Genomic DNA, 12,707 nt, shown 5'->3' with positions numbered 1-12,707 from the left:
GACCCTGGGGGATCCCCAGGTTTTTACATCCCACTGGCACCTCCATGCTGTGCAATGACTTCGTGCCGGAGGAACGCCGTCAGCCTATCCGGCCGACATCGTGACAGTCGGTTTGGGGAGTACCTCAATGCCTCCCGCCCCAGCCGCCAAACCGACAAGACCGATCGTGCCTGCAGGCTGTTGCTCTGGAACTGCTGGGCCCGCCCCTCCTGCTGAGTCTTCAGGCCAATGGCGACCAGCACCAGGCTGGCCAGCATGGCGATGAGCAGCAGAATCTCGATGCGACGCGCGCTGCGCGTCTGGTGCATCCCGAAGCCCAGGCCGAACAGCGGGCTCTTCACGTCACGAAAGCCCTCTTCGATCTGCATCCGCTGGCGATAGATCGCCACCACTTTCTTGGCACTCGTAACCGATGGTGGCAGGTTACTGACCAGCACCCAGGGTTCGCGATGGCCTTTCGCGGCCTTACGGCTGCGCTTGGCGCGTGATGGCTTACCCTGTTTGGTGAGGTGGCGTCGTCCCTTGGCGGCGTGACGGACGCGGTAGGCCCGGGTGGACAGTGGGGATTTCTTGACGAGCTCAGCCTCGCCCAAGGCGTCTGGGGTGCGCCGAGCCCCCGCGAACAGCTCCGCGACGGGCGCCCACTCCTCGCCTGACAACCGGAGGTGCGTCGGTCGCCGCAAGCGGCCGACGTAATACCAACCACGCTGTTCCACCTCCCGGAACCAGGGCCCCTTGAAGCCGGCATCGGTGACCAGAATGGGCTGGGCACCCTCCGGCAACAGCTCGGCGATCATGTCCAGCAGATGGCGCTGGCAGACCGGGCAGGCGTCCTTGTGATGGACTTTCTCGTAGATCGGGAAGGACCGGCCGGCGAAAGGAAGCGCGGCGCGCAGCACAAAGTAGTGCCCCCGATCATCGATCGGCGACCAGTCCACCAGGAGGCGCGGATGCGGGGTATTGCCGACGAGAAGCCGCGTCACTTGCCAATAGAAGAGTGGTCGCTCCTGCTGCAGGTGAGGGTTCCCGAGCAGGCGGTCGATGCGCTTGATGGCGTGCTTGGGCGCCGTGTCACCGGGCAGATGGCGGCCTAAGGCCGTCAGGCCCAGGTGCTGGCCGTCGATCAGTGCCTGTACCGCAGCCAACACGGCCTCTAAGCGCAGGGCATGCACCACAGGGGCTGAAGCCGCCAGGATCTTGTGCAAGAATCGGAGCGTCTGCATGGGCACCTCGGCATATTGTTTCTTTGGCGATTAACAACATGCCTGCCCATGCAGACTTTTTTCAATCCTAATATGCTGATTTAGCTATTCATTTCCTGGGGATCCCCCAGGGTCTGACCCCCTAGGGCCTGTCGGCAAGCCTGCGAGGAGGCGCTGTGAACCCCGCCATGGGTGCTACCGACGCCCCTCGCTGCAGGTAATTGAGCTGCCCTTACTTCCAGCCGGGAACCGCCTGCGCCCCGAACAGCTCCTCGGCCTTGGCCTCGACCTCGTCGGTCTGGTAGGCCTCGACCAGCTGCCGGATCGCCTCGCGCTCCTCGTCGCCGGCGCGCACGGCGATCAGGTTGACGTAGGGTGACTCTGGGCCCTCCTTGATCAGGGCGTCGTCCAGGCTCAGGCCGGCGGGCTGGGCGAAGGTGTTGTTGATGAAGGCCATGTCGACGTCGGGCAGCACGCGCGGCAGCTGGGCGGCCTCGATCTCGCGGAACTCGTAGTCGTGGGGGTTGCCGACGATGTCCAGTGGCGTGGCCTCCAGGTTCTCCGGGTCGGCGAGTTCGATGAGCCCCAGGTTGTGCATCAGGATCAGCGCGCGACCCTCGTTGGAGGGGTCGTTGGGCAGGGCGATGATGGCCCCGTCCGGCAGCTCCTCGATGCTGTCGTACTTCTCGGAGTAGGCGCCGATGGGGTAGACGAAGGTGTAGCCGGCCACGGCGAAGTCGTAGCCGCGGTCCTCCACCATGCTCTGCATGTAGGGCTCGTGCTGGTAGGCGTTGGCGTCCAGGCTGCCATCGGCCAGTGCCGCGTTGGGCGAGACATAGTCGGTGAACTCGACGATCTCCACCTCGAGGCCGAATTCCTCCCGGGCGATGCCGGCAGCGACTTCCATCACCTCGGTCTCCGGGCCGGCCACGGTGCCGATCTTGATGGTGCGGCTCACGTCGGCATCGTCGCTGCCGCAGCCGGCCAGCAGGGTGGCGCCGGCCAGGGTGGCGGCACCGAGCAGGCGGGGTAGGGTCACTTGCATGTCGTCATTCTCCTTTGCGTGCCAAATGGCTGCGCGGGCGAATCGCTGCGTTGCGCGGTGCTCGGAATCCTCATGTAGCAGGCTACACTCCGGTTCCTGCGCTCCGTGCGCCTTGCGCTTCATCCCGCTCGCCTATTTGGCTTGTTCAGCGGTTCCTTGGGTGGCGTCCGCGGTTATTCTGCCTTGATGAAGTTACTTGTGGTCGGTACGCCGCACCAGCCGGTCGCCGAGCATCTGGAAGCCCTGCACCATCACCACTAGGATCACCACCGTGATCAGCATCACCGTGGGATCGAAGCGGTTGTAGCCGTAACGGATGCCCAGGTCGCCGAGGCCGCCGCCACCCACGGCACCGGCCATGGCCGAATAGCTGATCAGGGTCACCACGGTGATGGTCAGCCCGGTGAAGATACCGCCCCTGGCCTCCGGCAGCAGCACCTTGAGGATGATCTGCCTGGGCGTGGCCCCCATGGACTGGGCGGCCTCCACCAGCCCGGGCGGCACCTCGTTCAGGGCGCCCTCCACCAGCCGTGCCACGAAGGGAATGGCGGCGATGGTCAGCGGCACGATGGCGGCGTTGGTACCGATGGAGGTGCCGACGAGCAGCCGCGTGAAGGGGATGATCGCCACCATCAGGATGATGAAGGGCACCGAGCGGCCGACGTTGGTCACGGCGCCGAGCACCTGGCTGGCCAGGGGGTGGGCCAGCACCTGGCCCGGGCGGGTGACGTAGAGCAGCACGCCCAGGGGCACGCCGAGCAGCGCCGAGATCAGTCCCGAGACGCCCACCATGTAGAGGGTGTCGAGGGTGGCCTTGAGGATGAGCTCAAGCATCGCGCCGGACATGGCCGAGCACCTCCACGTGAAGATCATGGGTTTCGAGATAGTCGATGGCGCGGGCGGTCTCGCGCGTCGCGCCGATCAGCTCGGCGATCATCAGCCCCAGGGTGCGCTCCTGGATCGACTCCACCTTGGCCTGCAGGATGCTGACGTCGACGCCGCACTCCCGGGCCAGCCGCGAGATCAGCGGGGTCGACACGGCGTCGCCCGAGAAGGCCAGGCGCACCACCGGATGGGTATGGTCGCCGGGGGTCTCCTCGAGGCGTTCTATCAGCGCCCGGGGCGGCTCGAGCTGCAGGAAGTCGTTGAGGAACTCGCGGCCCAGCCGGGTGCGCGGGGCGGTGAAGAAATCGCCGACGTCGGCCTCCTCGACCAGCTTGCCGTCGGAGATCAGGCTGACCCGGTGGCAGATCGACTTGACCACCTCCATCTCGTGGGTGATCAGCAGGATGGTCAGGCCGAGCTTGTGGTTGATGTCGCGCAGCAGCGCCAGGATCGAACCGGTGGTCTGGGGATCGAGGGCCGAGGTGGCCTCGTCGCACAGCAGCACCCGCGGGCGGCTGGCGAGCGCCCGGGCGATGGCGACCCGCTGCTTCTGGCCGCCGGAGAGCCGGGCGGGGTACTGGTCGGCCTTGTCGGCCAGGCCGACGAGCTCCAGCAGCGGCGTGACCCGCTCGCGGATCGCGGCGCGCTGCATGCCCATCAGCTCCAGCGGCAGCGACACGTTGTCGAAGACGTTGCGGTTGGTCAGCAGGTTGAAGTGCTGGAAGATCATGCCGATCCGATGGCGTGCCCGGTGGAGGGCGCCATTGGCGAGCCCGGTGAGCTCCTGGCCGTCGACGAAGACGGAGCCGGCGGTGGGGCGTTCGAGCAGGTTGACGCAGCGGATCAGCGTCGACTTGCCGGCCCCGGACAGGCCGATGACGCCGTGGATCTGCCCCTGGGGGACGTGCAGGTCGACATTCTTCAGGGCCTCGACGACCCTGGGCTCGGCGTCTCGCCCGGGTGAGGCATCGGAACGCCCCTTGCCACGGCTCTTGAGGCCGCGCTTGGGGTCGCCTTTGAGATAGTAGGTCTTGGAAACGTTGTGCAGTCGGATCATGGAAGCCTCCGCGGGGGGAGGGCGCCCGGGCGGCGCGGGCCATGCAGCGGGGACAAAAAAAAGGCCACCCTGGCGGGTGGCCATCAACGCTGGACACACCCTTTTAGCTGCACTTCACGCCACGGCCGCCTGGAGGGCGATCGCGGCGCTGGCGCCCGCAATCCGGGTACAAATCGGCGCCATCAAAATGTGGGGCGAAGACTAAGACCAAAGCCAAAAACTGTCAAGCATGGCGGTGCATGATCCGGCCAGTCGGGTGCTTTTGCAGAAAATCGTGCTGCAGTATGGGGCAGGGAAGAAAGATTTTCTGATATCGCCGGGCCGATGACGTGCCGGTGCATGGACGCCGGGCCCGGGAATTCCCTACACTGTCAGGCTTTCCGGTATCCCGCGGCCGATGCCGCGACAGCGAGGAGCTCCCATGTTTACAGGCATCGTGCAGGGCACGGCGGAAGTGGTCGCCATCGAGGAGGCCGAGGCCTTTCGCACCCATGTAGTCGCGCTGCCCGAGGCCATGCGCCACGGGCTCGAGATCGGCGCCTCGGTGGCCCACAACGGTGTCTGTCTCACGGCCACCGCGATCGATGGCGAGCGGATCAGCTTCGACCTGATGCGCGAGACCCTCAGGTTGACCAACCTCGGGGCATTGCGGGTGGGGGATCGCGTCAATATCGAGCGGGCGGCGCGTTTCGGCGACGAGATCGGCGGCCATGCCATGTCCGGCCATGTGATGGCCATGGCCGAGCTGGTGGAGCTCGACGAGGCCCCCAACAACCGGCGTCTGTGGTTCGAGCTGCCCCATGCCCTGGGGCGCTTCCTGTTCGACAAGGGCTATATCGGGGTGGACGGCATCAGCCTGACCATCGGCGAAGTGAAGCCCGCCACGGCGACCCGGGGCCCGCGCTTCTGCGTCAATCTGATTCCCGAGACCCTGGCACGCACCATCCTGGTCGATCGAGTGCCCGGCGATGTCGTCAACGTCGAGATCGATCCCCAGACCCAGGCGATCGTCGAGACCGTGGAGCGGGTGCTGGCCGCACGCGGGGCCTGAACACGGCATCGGGTTGACCATTCCGTCAAGTCTGCGTTGGAGGATCGGCTGGCGCATGGCCCGTTGGTTGCTTATATAAGGCGGATGGAGCCGCCCCATGGCGTTGCCCACCGCCTCGCATCCCGACAGGGCATTGGGTACCATGAGCGGCTTTTCTCGCACCCCGGACGACGACACTGTCCCCGCGCAGGAAGACAACGATGCTAAAACGCCTCATCGACGACCATTTCAAGCTGGCCGAGCACAGCACCGACGTGAAGACCGAGGTCATTGCCGGGATCACCACCTTCCTGACCATGGCCTACATCATCTTCGTCAACCCCAGTATTCTCTCCGAGGCGGGCATGGACTATGGCGCGGTCTTCGTCGCCACCTGCCTGGCCGCGGCCGTCGGCTGTCTGATCATGGGGCTGTGGGCCAACTATCCGATCGCCCAGGCGCCCGGCATGGGCCTCAACGCCTTCTTCACCTACGGCGTGGTGCTGGGCATGGGCTACACCTGGGAAGCCGCGCTGGGGGCGGTGTTCTTCTCCGGTTTCTGCTTCTTCCTGCTCAGTGTCTTCAAGATAAGAGAGTGGATCATCAACTCGATCCCGCTCTCCCTGCGGCTGGGGATCGCCGCGGGGATTGGCCTGTTCCTGGCGATGATCGCCCTGAAGAACGCGGGCATCGTGGTCGCCAACCCGGCCACCTACGTGGCGCTCGGCGACCTGTCCCAGCCGCCGGCGATCTACGCGCTGCTGGGCTTCTTCGTCATCACGGCGCTGGCCTATCTCAGGGTCACCGGGGCGGTGATGATCGGCATCCTGGGGATCACCGTGCTGGCGATGCTGCTGGGCCACAACGAGTACGGTGGACTGGTCTCCATGCCCCCCTCCATCGCCCCCACCTTCATGGCACTGGACCTGTGGGGGGCGCTGGACATCGCCATGCTCAGCGTGATCTTCGCCTTCCTGTTCGTCGACCTGTTCGACACCTCGGGCACTCTGATCGGTGTGGCCCACCGCGGTGGCCTGCTCGACAAGGACGGCAAGCTGCCCCGGCTCGGTCGCGCCATGATGGCCGACAGCGGCGCCTCCATGGCCGGTGCCGTGCTCGGTACCTCGACCACCACCAGCTACATCGAATCCACCGCGGGCATCGTCTCCGGCGGGCGCACCGGCCTGACCGCGGTGGTGGTGGCCGTGCTCTTCCTGGTCAGCCTGTTCTTCGCCCCCCTGGCCGGCTCCATCCCGGCCTACGCCACCGCCGGTGCGCTGCTCTACGTGGCGGTGCTGATGGCCGGCAGCCTGGCCCACGCCGATTGGGACGACCCCACCGATGCCGCCCCGGTGCTGATCGCCGCCCTGGCCATGCCGCTGACCTTCTCGATCGCCGAGGGCATCGCCCTGGGGTTCATCAGCTATGCCGCCATCAAGACGCTGTCCGGGCGCTTCAGGGATCTCAATCCGGCGGTGATCGTGCTGGCGCTACTCTTTGTACTGAAGTTCCTGTTCCTCGACTGACATCCACCTACCGAGATTCGCGATGAGTATCTACGGCGACTACATCAAGTCCGTGATCCGCACCGTCCCCGACTGGCCGCAGCCGGGGGTCAACTTCCGCGACATCACGCCGCTGCTGCAGAACAGCGCGGCCTTTCGCAAGCTGATCGACAGTTTCGTGCACCGTTACCAGGAGATGGATCTCGACGCCATCGCCGCCATCGACGCTCGCGGCTTCATCGTCGGTGCGCCGCTGGCCTACGAGCTGGGCTGCAGCTTCGTCCCGGTGCGCAAGAAGGGCAAGTTGCCGTTCAAGACCATCAGCGAGACCTACACCCTGGAGTACGGCGAGGCCGAGGTCGAGCTGCACTCCGACGCCTTCCGCCAGGGCGATCGCATCCTGATCGTCGACGACCTCATCGCCACCGGCGGCACCATGCTGGCCGCCGCCAAGCTGATCACCCGCAGCGGTGGCCAGGTGATCGAGACCGCCACCATCGTCGACCTGCCGGATCTCGGCGGGGCGCAGCGCATCCGCGAGGCCGGCTTCGGGGTCTTCGCGGTCTGTTCCTTCACCGAGGATGAGTGAGTCGCCCGCCATGAGCACCCATCGCTATCATCAGCATTTCACCGTCTCCTGGGACCAGCTCCATCGCGACGTGCGCGAGCTCTGCCACCGACTGATCGAGCGTGATTTCAAGGGCATCGTCGCCATCACCCGGGGCGGGTTGATCCCCGCCGCGCTGATCGCCCGCGAACTCAACGTGCGGCTGATCGATACCGTCTGCATCAAGAGCTACGACCACATGGACCAGGGCGGGCTCGATGTGATGAAGGGCGTCGATCACGACGGCGATGGCTGGTTGCTGGTCGACGACCTGGTCGATACCGGCAAGACCGCCCGCAAGGTGCGCGAGATGCTGCCCAAGGCGCACTTCGTCACCGTCTATGCCAAGCCCGAGGGGCGACCGCTGGTCGACCAGTACCTCACCGAGGTGGCCCAGGACTGCTGGATCCAGTTTCCCTGGGACATGGGCATCGCCTATGTCGAACCGCTGGTCGATCAGGTGAAGCGCTGACCCATGACCTGTCCACTTCCCGACAGCTGGCAGCGGTGGCTGGGCGCCGAGTTCCAGGCCCCCTACATGCAGGCCCTGCGTGACTTCCTGGCCGCCGAGAAGGCGGCCAGGAAGGTCATCTATCCACACTCCTCGAACTGGTTCCGGGCCTTCGAGCTCACGCCGCTCGATCGGGTGCGCGTGGTGATCCTGGGGCAGGACCCCTACCACGGGCCCGACCAGGCCCATGGCCTCTGCTTCTCGGTGCGCCCCGGGGTTCCCGTGCCGCCCTCGCTGGTCAATATCTACAAGGAACTGGCCGCCGACGTCGGCTTCCGGCCGGTGAACCACGGCAGCCTCGAGCACTGGGCGCGCCAGGGGGTGCTGCTGCTCAATACCTCGTTGACGGTGGAGCAGGGCAATGCCGGCTCGCACCGCGGCAAGGGGTGGGAGGCCTTCACCGACCGCGCCATCGCCACGGTCAACGAGCACGCCGAGCCCGCGGTGTTCCTGCTGTGGGGCAGCCATGCCCGGCAGAAGAAGGCGCTGGTCGACACCTCTCGCCACCTGGTGCTGGAGTCGCCGCACCCCTCGCCACTCTCGGCGCACCGCGGCTTCTTCGGCAAACACCACTTCTCCCGGGCCAATGCCTTCCTGGTCGAGCGTGGCCGCACGCCGATCGACTGGCAGCTGCCCGCCACCCCCTGACCGGGAGCCTTACCCTCAACGGCGGATGGCGGTAGAATGGCGCGCAATTTGTCGGTGCCGCCCATCCGACGAAGGTCGCTCCCGATCCATTGCCGCCAAGAGGTTCCTTCCATGAGCGTTCACGCCATCCAACATCCGCTGGTCCAGCACAAATTGGGCCTGATGCGCGAAGCCGGCATCAGTACCAAGAGCTTCCGCGAGCTGGCGGGCGAGCTGGCCAAGCTGCTCACCTACGAGGCGACCCAGGACCTGGAGCTCGAGACCCAGGAGATCGATGGCTGGAGCGGGCAGCCCATTCCGGTGCAGCTGCTCAAGGGCAAGAAGGTCACCATCGTGCCGATCCTGCGTGCCGGGCTCGGCATGCTCGACGGCGTCACCGACCTGATCCCCAGCGCCCGGGTCAGCGTGGTGGGCCTCTACCGTGACGAGGAGACCCTGGAGCCGGTGCCCTATTTCGCCAAGTTCGCGAACGATCTCGACGAGCGCCTGGCGATCGTCATCGACCCGATGCTGGCCACCGGCGGCACCATGGTCGCGACCCTGGACATGCTGCGCGATCGCGGCTGCCAGCAGATGAAGGTGATCGTGCTGGTGGCGGCCCCGGAAGGCATCAAGCGGGTGCAGGAGGCCTACCCGGAGATCGAGATCTACACCGCCGCGGTGGACGACCACCTCGACGAGAACGGCTATATCGTGCCGGGGCTCGGCGATGCGGGTGACAAGATCTTCGGCACCCGCTGATTCCTGGCAGGCACCTGGCTGCGCTACCCGACGCCCCCGAGATTGCCGATCCGGGGGCGTTCTCTTGTGTCATCTCATCCATCGCTTGCGACATCACTGGCGACAATACGGAGAATTCCGCATGACGGATTCAAGCGCGGCGGCCCGGGTGCCGGTCGATTCCCCGCTCAAGACCCTGCTGACCGGGGCCCAGATGCTCTTCGTGGCCTTCGGTGCCCTGGTGCTGGTGCCGCTGCTCACCGGCCTCGACCCCAGCGTGGCGCTGTTCACCGCCGGCATCGGCACGCTGATCTTCCACGGCGTGACCCGGGTCACGGTGCCGGTGTTCCTGGCCTCGTCGTTCGCCTTCATCGCGCCGATCCAGGGCTCGGTGGCGAGCTTCGGGGTCTCCGCCACCCTCGGCGGGCTGCTGGCCGCCGGCCTGGTCTACGTGGCGATCTCCCAGGCGGTGCGCCTCAAGGGTACCGCCTGGCTGCACCGGCTGCTGCCAGCGGTGGTGGTGGGGCCGGTGATCATGGTGATCGGCCTGGCGCTGGCGCCGGTGGCGGTGAGCATGGCCACCGGCGAGACCAGCGAGCATATCGGCTATGGCCCGGCGATCTTCCTCTCCATGGCCAGCCTGCTGGTGACCCTGGTGCTGGCGGTGTTCGGCCGCGGCCTGCTGCGACTCATCCCGATCATGGGCGGGATCGCCACCGGCTACGCGCTGGCGCTCGCCATGGGCGTGGTGGACTTCGCTCCGGTCGACGAGGCCGCCTGGGTGTCGATCCCCGCGTTCACCGCGCCGAGCTTCCACTGGGCGGCGATCCTGTTCATGATCCCGGTGGCCATCGCCCCGGCGGTGGAGCATATCGGCGACATGGTCGCCATCGGCTCGGTGACCCGTCGCAACTACCTGGAGACGCCCGGCCTGCACCGCACCCTGCTGGGCGACGGCCTGGCCACCTCCGCCGCGGCGCTGTTCGGCGGCCCGCCCAACACCACCTACTCCGAGGTCACCGGGGCGGTGACCCTGACCCGCGCCTTCAACCCGAAGATCATGGTGGTGGCGGCCTGCATCGCCATCGGCCTGGCCTTCGTCGCCAAGCTCGGCGCGCTGCTGCAGACCATCCCCGGCCCGGTGATGGGGGGCATCATGACGCTGCTGTTCGGCTCCATCGCCGTGGTCGGCATGAACACCCTGGTGCGCGCCGGCCACTCGCTGACCGCGCCGCGCAACCTGGTGGTGGTCTCGCTGATCCTGGTGTTCGGCATCGGCGGCATGCAGTTCGGCGGCGGCCAGTTCACCCTGCAGGGGGTCAGCCTCGCCGCCCTGGTGGGGATCGTGCTCAACTGGATCCTGCCCGGCGCCGACGAGGACGAATGACCCTCAGGCGTGATGCAGCTCCTGCCCGCCGTCCGAGAAGGTCGGCGGGGTGTTGGCGCTGACGATCACGCACTCCGTCTCGCCCACGTTGCGGAAGCGGTGGGGCAGGCGGGAGTCGAAGTAGTAGGCATCGCCCGCGCCGAGCACCGCGGCTTCGCCGTTCACGGTGATCTCGACGGTCCCCGAGATCACCACCCCGCCTTCCTCGCCCTCGTGCTCGAGCATCTCCTCGCCGGTGTCGGCACCGGGGGGGTAGCGCTCATGGATGATCGACATGCTGCGATCGGGGCGCCTGGCCGCCACCAGCCGCCAGGAGAGATGGCCGTCGCCGATCTCGGTGAGCTCGTCGGCCGGATAGAAGGGGCGGGGCTGGCTCAGCTCGTCGCCGGCGAAGAAGGCGCTGATCGATACCGGCAGGGCATCGAGGATCTTCTTCAGCGAGCTCACCGAGGGGCTGACGCTGTTCTGCTCGACCAGCGAGATGGTGCTGTTGGTGACGCCGGCCCGCTTGGCCAGTTCGCGCTGGGAGAGGCCGCGGGCGTTGCGCAGCTGGCGCAGGCGAGCCCCCACATCGAATCCTTGCATCGGCTGTCCTGTCGTCTGGGAAGCTATGATCGTTGAAGATCCTTGACACCATGATACCCGCTCGGCCGGCCGGCGATAAGCCGACGTCTTGATCGGCATCAGAAGCGGCGCCCGGCGACATGGCACCACCCGCCCGGCTCAGGCATCATGAAGGGCATGACGAACCCGGGAGAGCAGGAGAGCCCATGATCACGCAAGGCGAACTCAGCGGCATGATCCTGGCCGGCGGCCAGGGGCGCCGCATGGGCGGGCGCGACAAGGGCCTCGAACCCTTCGCCGGGCGCCCGCTGGTCGCCCATGTCATCGAGCGCCTGGAGGGGCGGGTGGCCGAGGTAATGATCAACGCCAACCGCCATCTCGATGCCTACCGGGCGCTGGCCGATCGGGTGGTCATCGACGCCGAGGACGGTTTCCAGGGGCCGCTGATGGGCATCTACAGTGGCCTGCGTGCCGCTACCACGCCCTGGCTGGTGGTGGCGCCCTGCGACAGCCCGGCGCTGCCCGATGACCTGGTCGCGCGGCTGGTGGCGGGCATCGGTGGCGCCGATATCGCCGTGGCCCACGACGGCGAGCGGCTGCATCCGGTGGTGGCCTTGCTGCGCACCGCCCTGGCCGACGACCTGGCCGCCGCCCTGGCCGCCGGCGAGCGCAAGATCGACCGCTGGTACGCCCGCCATGGCTGGTGCGAGGTGGACTTCTCCGACTGCCCCGAGGCCTTCGCCAACCTCAATACCGACGACGAGAAGCGACGCCTGGAGCAGGTCGTGTCGCACCGGGCGCACAAGGAGTCCCCGACCTCATGAGCCAGACCCGTCACCAGAGGCTGGACCTCGACGAGCGCCTGCCGCTGCTGGGCATCGCCGCCTGGAGCGGTACCGGCAAGACGACCCTGCTCGAGCGGCTGCTGCCACGGCTCGGCGAGCGCGGGTTGCGCGTCGCGGTGATCAAGCACGCCCACCATGGCTTCGACGTCGACCAGCCCGGCAAGGACAGCTACCGCCTGCGCCAGGCGGGGGCGGCGCCGATGCTGGTGGCCTCCCGGGCGCGGCTGGCGTTGATGATGGAGACCCCGGGCCGCGACGAGCCCGACCTGGGGCAGCTGGTCGAGATGGTGCGACTCCAGGCGCCGGACCTGGTGCTGGTGGAGGGCTTCAAGGCCTGGCCGTTGCCCAAGCTGGAGCTCTATCGTCCCGAGGTCGGCAAGTCGCTGCGGGTGGCCGAGGATCCCTGGGTCAAGGCGGTGGCGAGCGACGCGCCGCTGGTGCTGCCCGAGGGCGTCGAGTCGCTTGACCTCAACGACCTCGAGGCCCTCACCGCCTGGATCGCCGCCTGGCCGTCGCGCTGGCCGGGGGAGCGCTTCCCGCGCGCGACCGCGGCGGAGACGGCGAGATGACGCTCTCCTGCTTCGATCTCGGCGAACGGATGCTCTCGGTGGAGGAGGCCGGCGCGGCGCTGGCCGAACTGGTCGCCGGGCCGCTGCCGGCCGAGCCGGTGGCGCTGGACGCGCTGCACGGCCGGGTCCTCG

14 protein-coding genes are annotated in these 12,707 nt (G+C 67.2%); 9 read left to right on the top strand and 5 right to left on the bottom strand.

Annotated features, from left to right (window positions below; genetic code table 11):
- Nucleotides 1-23: 23 nt before the first annotated feature.
- From C1H66_RS13625 to C1H66_RS13610, 4 genes are all read right to left on the bottom strand, one after another.
- Nucleotides 24-1,223 (bottom strand): IS4 family transposase, encoded by a 1,200-nt coding sequence (locus tag C1H66_RS13625; protein WP_102626463.1) that lies wholly within the window; start codon nt 1,221-1,223, stop codon nt 24-26.
- A gap of 211 nt (nt 1,224-1,434) precedes the next feature.
- Nucleotides 1,435-2,247, bottom strand: a complete 813-nt coding sequence (locus tag C1H66_RS13620) for a MetQ/NlpA family ABC transporter substrate-binding protein (protein ID WP_102628431.1) — start codon at nt 2,245-2,247, stop codon at nt 1,435-1,437.
- Between the two features lie 192 nt (nt 2,248-2,439).
- Nucleotides 2,440-3,093: a methionine ABC transporter permease gene (locus C1H66_RS13615; RefSeq protein WP_102628430.1), complete on the bottom strand. Its 654-nt coding sequence runs from the start codon at nt 3,091-3,093 to the stop codon at nt 2,440-2,442.
- Entirely contained in the window at nt 3,074-4,189 is a 1,116-nt protein-coding gene (locus C1H66_RS13610) for a methionine ABC transporter ATP-binding protein (protein WP_102628429.1), read from the bottom strand. Before C1H66_RS13610 ends, C1H66_RS13615 begins: the two co-directional genes overlap by 20 nt.
- 421 nt (nt 4,190-4,610) lie before the next feature.
- Here C1H66_RS13610 and C1H66_RS13605 point away from each other — a divergent pair, with 421 nt between their 5' ends.
- The 7 genes from C1H66_RS13605 (at nt 4,611) to C1H66_RS13575 (ending at nt 10,597) form a co-directional block, all read left to right on the top strand.
- Nucleotides 4,611-5,240, top strand: coding sequence for a riboflavin synthase subunit alpha (locus C1H66_RS13605; protein WP_102628428.1), 630 nt, complete (start codon nt 4,611-4,613; stop codon nt 5,238-5,240).
- A gap of 200 nt (nt 5,241-5,440) precedes the next feature.
- Nucleotides 5,441-6,745 (top strand): NCS2 family permease, encoded by a 1,305-nt coding sequence (locus tag C1H66_RS13600; RefSeq protein ID WP_102628427.1) that lies wholly within the window; start codon nt 5,441-5,443, stop codon nt 6,743-6,745.
- Between the two features lie 22 nt (nt 6,746-6,767).
- Nucleotides 6,768-7,313, top strand: coding sequence for an adenine phosphoribosyltransferase (locus tag C1H66_RS13595; protein WP_102628426.1), 546 nt, complete (start codon nt 6,768-6,770; stop codon nt 7,311-7,313).
- Nucleotides 7,314-7,323: 10 nt separating this feature from the next.
- Complete coding sequence (gene gpt, locus C1H66_RS13590; RefSeq protein WP_102628425.1) at nt 7,324-7,803, top strand: xanthine phosphoribosyltransferase; 480 nt, start codon at nt 7,324-7,326, stop codon at nt 7,801-7,803.
- Between the two features lie 3 nt (nt 7,804-7,806).
- Nucleotides 7,807-8,490, top strand: a complete 684-nt coding sequence (gene ung, locus C1H66_RS13585; protein ID WP_102628424.1) for a uracil-DNA glycosylase — start codon at nt 7,807-7,809, stop codon at nt 8,488-8,490.
- A 111-nt stretch (nt 8,491-8,601) separates the two neighbouring features.
- Nucleotides 8,602-9,231: a uracil phosphoribosyltransferase gene (upp, locus tag C1H66_RS13580; protein ID WP_102628423.1), complete on the top strand. Its 630-nt coding sequence runs from the start codon at nt 8,602-8,604 to the stop codon at nt 9,229-9,231.
- Nucleotides 9,232-9,352: 121 nt separating this feature from the next.
- Complete coding sequence (locus tag C1H66_RS13575) at nt 9,353-10,597, top strand: uracil-xanthine permease family protein (protein WP_102628422.1); 1,245 nt, start codon at nt 9,353-9,355, stop codon at nt 10,595-10,597.
- A gap of 3 nt (nt 10,598-10,600) precedes the next feature.
- Here the strand turns inward: C1H66_RS13575 and C1H66_RS13570 are convergent, their stop codons facing one another.
- The gene (locus tag C1H66_RS13570) at nt 10,601-11,182 is read right to left on the bottom strand and encodes a cupin domain-containing protein (protein WP_102628421.1); all 582 of its coding nucleotides are present in this window, start codon (nt 11,180-11,182) and stop codon (nt 10,601-10,603) included.
- 185 nt (nt 11,183-11,367) lie between these two features.
- Between C1H66_RS13570 and mobA the strand changes: the two genes are divergently transcribed.
- Nucleotides 11,368-11,985, top strand: a complete 618-nt coding sequence (gene mobA / locus C1H66_RS13565) for a molybdenum cofactor guanylyltransferase MobA (RefSeq protein ID WP_102628420.1) — start codon at nt 11,368-11,370, stop codon at nt 11,983-11,985.
- The gene (gene mobB / locus C1H66_RS13560) at nt 11,982-12,575 is read left to right on the top strand and encodes a molybdopterin-guanine dinucleotide biosynthesis protein B (protein WP_102628419.1); all 594 of its coding nucleotides are present in this window, start codon (nt 11,982-11,984) and stop codon (nt 12,573-12,575) included. Before mobA ends, mobB begins: the two co-directional genes overlap by 4 nt.
- Nucleotides 12,576-12,707: the final 132 nt, after the last annotated feature.

The organism is Halomonas heilongjiangensis, assembly GCF_002879645.1.
GTDB classification, from domain to species: Bacteria; Pseudomonadota; Gammaproteobacteria; order Pseudomonadales; family Halomonadaceae; genus Halomonas; species Halomonas heilongjiangensis.
This window is presented reverse-complemented; position numbering and strand designations above follow the sequence as displayed.